Raw genomic sequence first — 4,899 nt, 5'->3', positions numbered from 1 at the left:
CACCCTCGGACCGGCCGGCCCCCCGCACCCCCGGTCCGGCGAGTTCCCGCCCCGACGGCCCCGCCGTACATGTCGGACAGGCGCACCGCCAACCTCCCACCTGCGAGGCGTCAGAGGTCGAGACCAATGCCCGTGTCCGATCGATCAACTTGGCGTTTCCGCAGGCCACTTGGGGTCTCGGTTCCGTTGACGCCCCACTGCCGCACTGATAGACCACTTCCCATTCGGCAGCACTGCTCAGCAGTCCGAGGATGACGCGAGGTCCGAGCATGAATTCGCAAGAAGCGCACGGCAGAACAGGCCGACGCCACCGCGCCCCACGGCTCGTCGCCGCGATGGGAGCACTCGCCCTGGCGTTCACCGGGGCGGCCGCCACGCCGCTGAACCCGGCGCCGGCCGAGGCTCGGGCGCAGGCCGCGGAGGACAAGCAGGTCCTCACCGTGGCCGTCGCCCAGAGCGTGGACTCGCTGAGCCCGTTCCTGGCCGGCCGGCTGGTCTCCACCAGCATCCACCGCCTGATGTACGAGTACCTGCTCAACTACGACCCGGAGACCAACGAGCCCGTCCCGGCCTTCGCCACCAAGTGGGAGGCGTCCGAGGACAAGCTGACCTGGACGTACACCATCCGCGACGACTCGAAGTGGTCGGACGGCAAGCCGGCCACCGCCGAGGACGCGGCGTGGACGCTGGGCAAGATGATGTCGGACGACGCCGCGGCCACCGCCAACGGCAGCTTCGTCGGCAACTTCGAGTCGGTGAGCGCGCCCAGCAAGGACCAGCTGGTCATCAAGCTCAAGAAGCCGCAGGCCACCATGACGGCCCTGGACATCCCGATCGTGCCCAAGCACATCTGGGAGAAGGTCACCGACTTCTCGAAGTTCAACAACGACCAGAAGTTCCCGATCGTCGGCAACGGCCCGTTCGTGCTCACCGACTACAAGGTCGACCAGTACGTGAAGCTGGAGCCCAACAAGGACTTCTGGCGAGGCGCCCCCAAGTTCGACGAACTGGTCTTCAAGTACTACAAGGACGGCGACGCCGCCGTGGCCGCCCTGAAGAAGGGCGAGGTCTCCTTCGTCCCGAACCTGACGCCCGCGCAGGCCGACGACCTCAAGACCGCCGAGAACATCAAGGTCAACGACGCCCCCGGCCGCCGCTTCTTCGCGCTGGCCGTCAACCCGGGCGCCAAGGCCAAGGACGGCGCGAAGCTGGGCGACGGCCACGAGTCGCTGCTGGACCAGCGGGTGCGCAACGCCCTCTTCAAGGCCGTCGACCGCGACGCCATCATCGACAAGGTCTTCCAGGGTCACGCCGTCAAGGGCGAGGGCTACATACCCCCGCGCTACGACACGTACTTCTGGAAGCCCGCCCCGGACCAGGAACTCACGTACGACATCGACGCCGCCAACAAGCTGCTCGACGAGGCCGGCCTGAAGAAGAAGGACGGCAAGCGGGTCGACGAGGACGGCAAGCCGATCGTCTACCGGGTGCTCTGCCACGCCACCGACCCCAACGACAAGGCCATCGGCCAGTACCTGGAGGAGTGGTGGGGCCAGCTCGGCATCGGCATGGACCTCCAGTGCTCCGACAACGTCTCCGACCCCTGGCTGGCCGGCACCTACGACCTGGCCTTCGACGGCTGGTCCGTCAACCCGGACCCGGACTTCGTGCTGTCCATCCACACCTGTGACGCCCTGCCGGCCACCAAGGAGGACGTCGGCGCCACCGACAACTTCATCTGCGACAAGAAGTACGACGAGCTCTACAAGGAGCAGCTCGCCGAGTACGACCCGGCCAAGCGCGCCGACCTGGTCAAGCAGATGCAGTCGCACCTCTACGACCTCGGGTACATGAACGTGATGGCCTACCCGAACGCCGTCGAGGCCTACCGCAGCGACCAGATCAAGTCGATCACCACCATGCCCACCGAGGCCGGCAACATCTACGGCCAGGACGGCTACTGGAGCTGGTGGTCCGCCGAGCCCGTCGCCGCCGACGGGGCCTCCTCCGAGGACTCGGGCTCGACCGGCGTGATCATCGGCATCGTCGCCGGTGTCGTGGTCCTGGTCGCCGTCGGCGCCTTCCTGGCGATGCGCCGCCGTTCCACCGCCGACGAGCGCGAATAGCAGCAGGGCGTACATGACCCAGATCGCACCTGTGCCGGCCGCGCCGGCCGACGGCCCGGTTCCCGCCGGGCCGCCGGCCGGCCGGTCCGGCTCCGGCAACCGCACCCTGACCTACCTGCGCTACGTGGCGGGCAAGCTGCTGGGAGCCGTCGTCTCCCTGCTGGCCGTCCTCGTCACCAGCTTCTTCCTCTTCCGCCTGATACCGGGCGACCCGGTCACCCAGATGACCCGGGGACGCCCCATCTCGCAGGAGCAACTGGACGCCCTGCGGATCGAGTTCGGGCTCGACCTGCCGGTGTGGCAGCAGTTCCTCGACTACTGCGGCAACGTCCTCACCGGGGACTTCGGCACCTCCTACCAGTTCCGCGCGCCGGTGATGGACAAGATCGGCGAGGCGGTGCTGCCGACGCTGCTGCTGACCTTCACCGCCTTCGTCATCTACACGGCGCTCGGCATCTTCCTGGGCACCCGGTCCGCCTGGCGCCACAACAGCCGCGGCGACAAGGTCAACACCGGCCTGGCCCTGGTGCTGTTCTCGGTGCCGTCCTTCTGGCTCGGCCTGCTGGCGATCATCATCCTCGCCAACGGTGTGGGCCCGCTCCCCGGCCTGTTCCCCACCGGAGGCATGGAGACCGGCGAGGAGGGCCTCGACCACGTGCTCGACGTGGCGCACCACATGGTGCTGCCGGTCCTCACTTTGGTGGCCGTCGACTACGGCCAGACGCTGCTGGTCACCCGCTCCGCCCTGCTGGACGAGATGGGCAGCGACTACCTGACCACCGCCCGCGCCAAGGGCCTGCGCGACGACCAGGTGCGCACCCGGCACGCCGTGCCCAACGCGCTGCTGCCCACCATGACGCTGATCTTCGTCAACCTGGGCCGCACCGTGGCGGGCGTGATCCTGGTGGAGACGGTCTTCTCCTGGCCCGGTCTCGGCAGCCTCTTCTACCAGGCGCTGAGCGTGCCCGACCTGCCGCTGGTGCAGGGGCTGTTCTTCTTCTTCGCGGCGACGATGATCGTCGCCAACATGCTGGCCGACCTGATCTATCCGCTGCTCGACCCCCGGGTGGGCAACCAGTGACGACGAACGAAACGACCGCGGGCGGCGCCACGCTCGACGCGCGCAAGCTGGCCCGACGACGGCGACGGGCCTCCGCGGCCCGGTTCTGGCGGCAGTACCGCTCCCACCGGGCCGGGGTGGCCGGCCTGATCGCCCTGACCCTCCTCGCCCTGGTGGCGCTGACCGCGCCGCTCACCATCGGCGCCGACGTGTCCGACGTGACGACGGCGCCCGGCTCCCCGATGGAGGAGCCCAGCGGCCGGTTCTGGCTGGGCACCGACACGTTCGGGCGCGACCTGTTCGGCCTGGTGGTCTGGGGCTCGCGGGTCTCGCTCCTGGTGGGACTGCTGGCCGCGGCGCTCTCCGTGGTGATCGGCGCGGTGGTCGGCATCACCGCCGGCCACTTCGGCGGCGTCTGGTCCACGGTGATCATGCGGATCACCGACTGGTTCCTGGTGATGCCCGCCCTGGTGCTGGCCATCGCGCTGGCCACGGTGCTGTCCCGCTCGCTCGGCACGATGGTGCTGGCGATCGCCGTCGTCACCTGGCCGACCACCGCCCGCCTGGTCCGCGCGCAGACCCTGGCCGTGGAGGCACGGCCCTACATCGAGCGCGCCAAGGCGCTCGGCGGCGGCCACCTGCACATCATGACGCGGCACGTCCTGCCCAACGTGATGCCGCTGGTGCTGGCCCAGACCACCCTGCTGATCTCCTCCTCCATCCTGACCGAGGCGACGCTGGCCTTCCTGGGCCTCGGCGACCCCACGGTGGTCTCCTGGGGCAGTCTGCTCCAGGACGCCCGCGAGGCCGGCGCGGTCAGCTCCGGCAAGTGGTGGTACGTGATACCGCCCGGCATCGGCATCGCCGCCGTCGCGCTGGCGTTCACGCTGTGCGGCCGCGCCGTCGAGTCCGTCCTCAACCCCAGGCTGGGGGTGTCCCGTTGACCCTGCTGGACGTCCAGAACCTCGAAGTGACCTACCCCGGCGGGGCGGCCGCGGTGCGCGGGGTGGACCTGACGCTGGAGGCCGGGCAGAAGCTGGGCATCGCCGGGGAGTCCGGCTGCGGCAAGTCGACGCTGGCTCTCGCGCTGCTGCGGCTGCTGCCCGCCGGGACGAAGGTGGGCGGGCGGATCCTGCTCGACGGCGAGGACGTCCTCGCCATGAAGTGGGGTCAGGTGCGCGCCGTGCGGTGGGCGGGCGCGTCGATCGTCTTCCAGGGCGCGATGCACTCGCTGAACGCGGTCCACCGCATCGGCGACCAGATCGCCGAACCGATTCTGCTGCACCGCCGGGCCACCGCCGCGGGGGCGAGGCGGAAGGTCGGCGAACTGCTGGAGCAGGTGGGCCTGCCGGCCGCCCGCGCCTCGGCCTATCCGCACGAACTCTCCGGCGGCCAGCGCCAGCGCGTCATGATCGCCATGGCGCTGGCCTGCGACCCCGGCCTGGTGATCGCCGACGAGCCGACCACCGCGCTGGACGTGATGATCCAGGCGCAGATCCTCCGCCTGATCGAGGAGCTGGTCAGCGAGCAGAACGTCGGCCTCATCATGATCAGCCACGACCTGGCGGTGCTGGCCGACACCTGTGACCGGCTGGCCGTGATGTACGCGGGGCGGGTGGTCGAGGAGGGGCCCGCCGGGCGGGTCTTCGAGGACGCCCGGCACCCGTACGCGCGGGCGCTGTCGGCCGCGTTCCCACGGATCGGCGACCCGGC

The 4,899-nt window shown here is 69.9% G+C and carries 4 protein-coding genes; all 4 read left to right on the top strand.

What is annotated here, in order from left to right; translation table 11 throughout:
* Positions 1-269: 269 nt before the first annotated feature.
* Positions 270-2,126 carry an ABC transporter substrate-binding protein gene (locus HW445_RS18460; RefSeq protein WP_180222099.1) on the top strand — a complete coding sequence of 619 codons (1,857 nt, stop codon included), beginning with the start codon at positions 270-272 and terminating at the stop codon, positions 2,124-2,126.
* A gap of 13 nt (positions 2,127-2,139) precedes the next feature.
* The gene (locus HW445_RS18455; RefSeq protein WP_180222098.1) at positions 2,140-3,207 is read left to right on the top strand and encodes an ABC transporter permease; all 1,068 of its coding nucleotides are present in this window, start codon (positions 2,140-2,142) and stop codon (positions 3,205-3,207) included.
* Positions 3,204-4,130, top strand: a complete 927-nt coding sequence (locus tag HW445_RS18450) for an ABC transporter permease (RefSeq protein WP_180222097.1) — start codon at positions 3,204-3,206, stop codon at positions 4,128-4,130. The genes HW445_RS18455 and HW445_RS18450 overlap by 4 nt, the downstream gene beginning before the upstream one ends.
* The coding region (locus HW445_RS18445; RefSeq protein ID WP_180222096.1) for an ABC transporter ATP-binding protein at positions 4,127-4,899 on the top strand (773 nt) is incomplete at its 3' end. The genes HW445_RS18450 and HW445_RS18445, both read left to right, overlap by 4 nt.

Source organism: Streptomyces sp. UH6, from assembly GCF_013421635.1.
GTDB lineage: Bacteria > Actinomycetota > Actinomycetes > Streptomycetales > Streptomycetaceae > Streptomyces > Streptomyces abyssomicinicus.
Note: the sequence above shows the minus strand (reverse complement) of the source record. Positions and strands in the feature narration are given on the sequence as shown.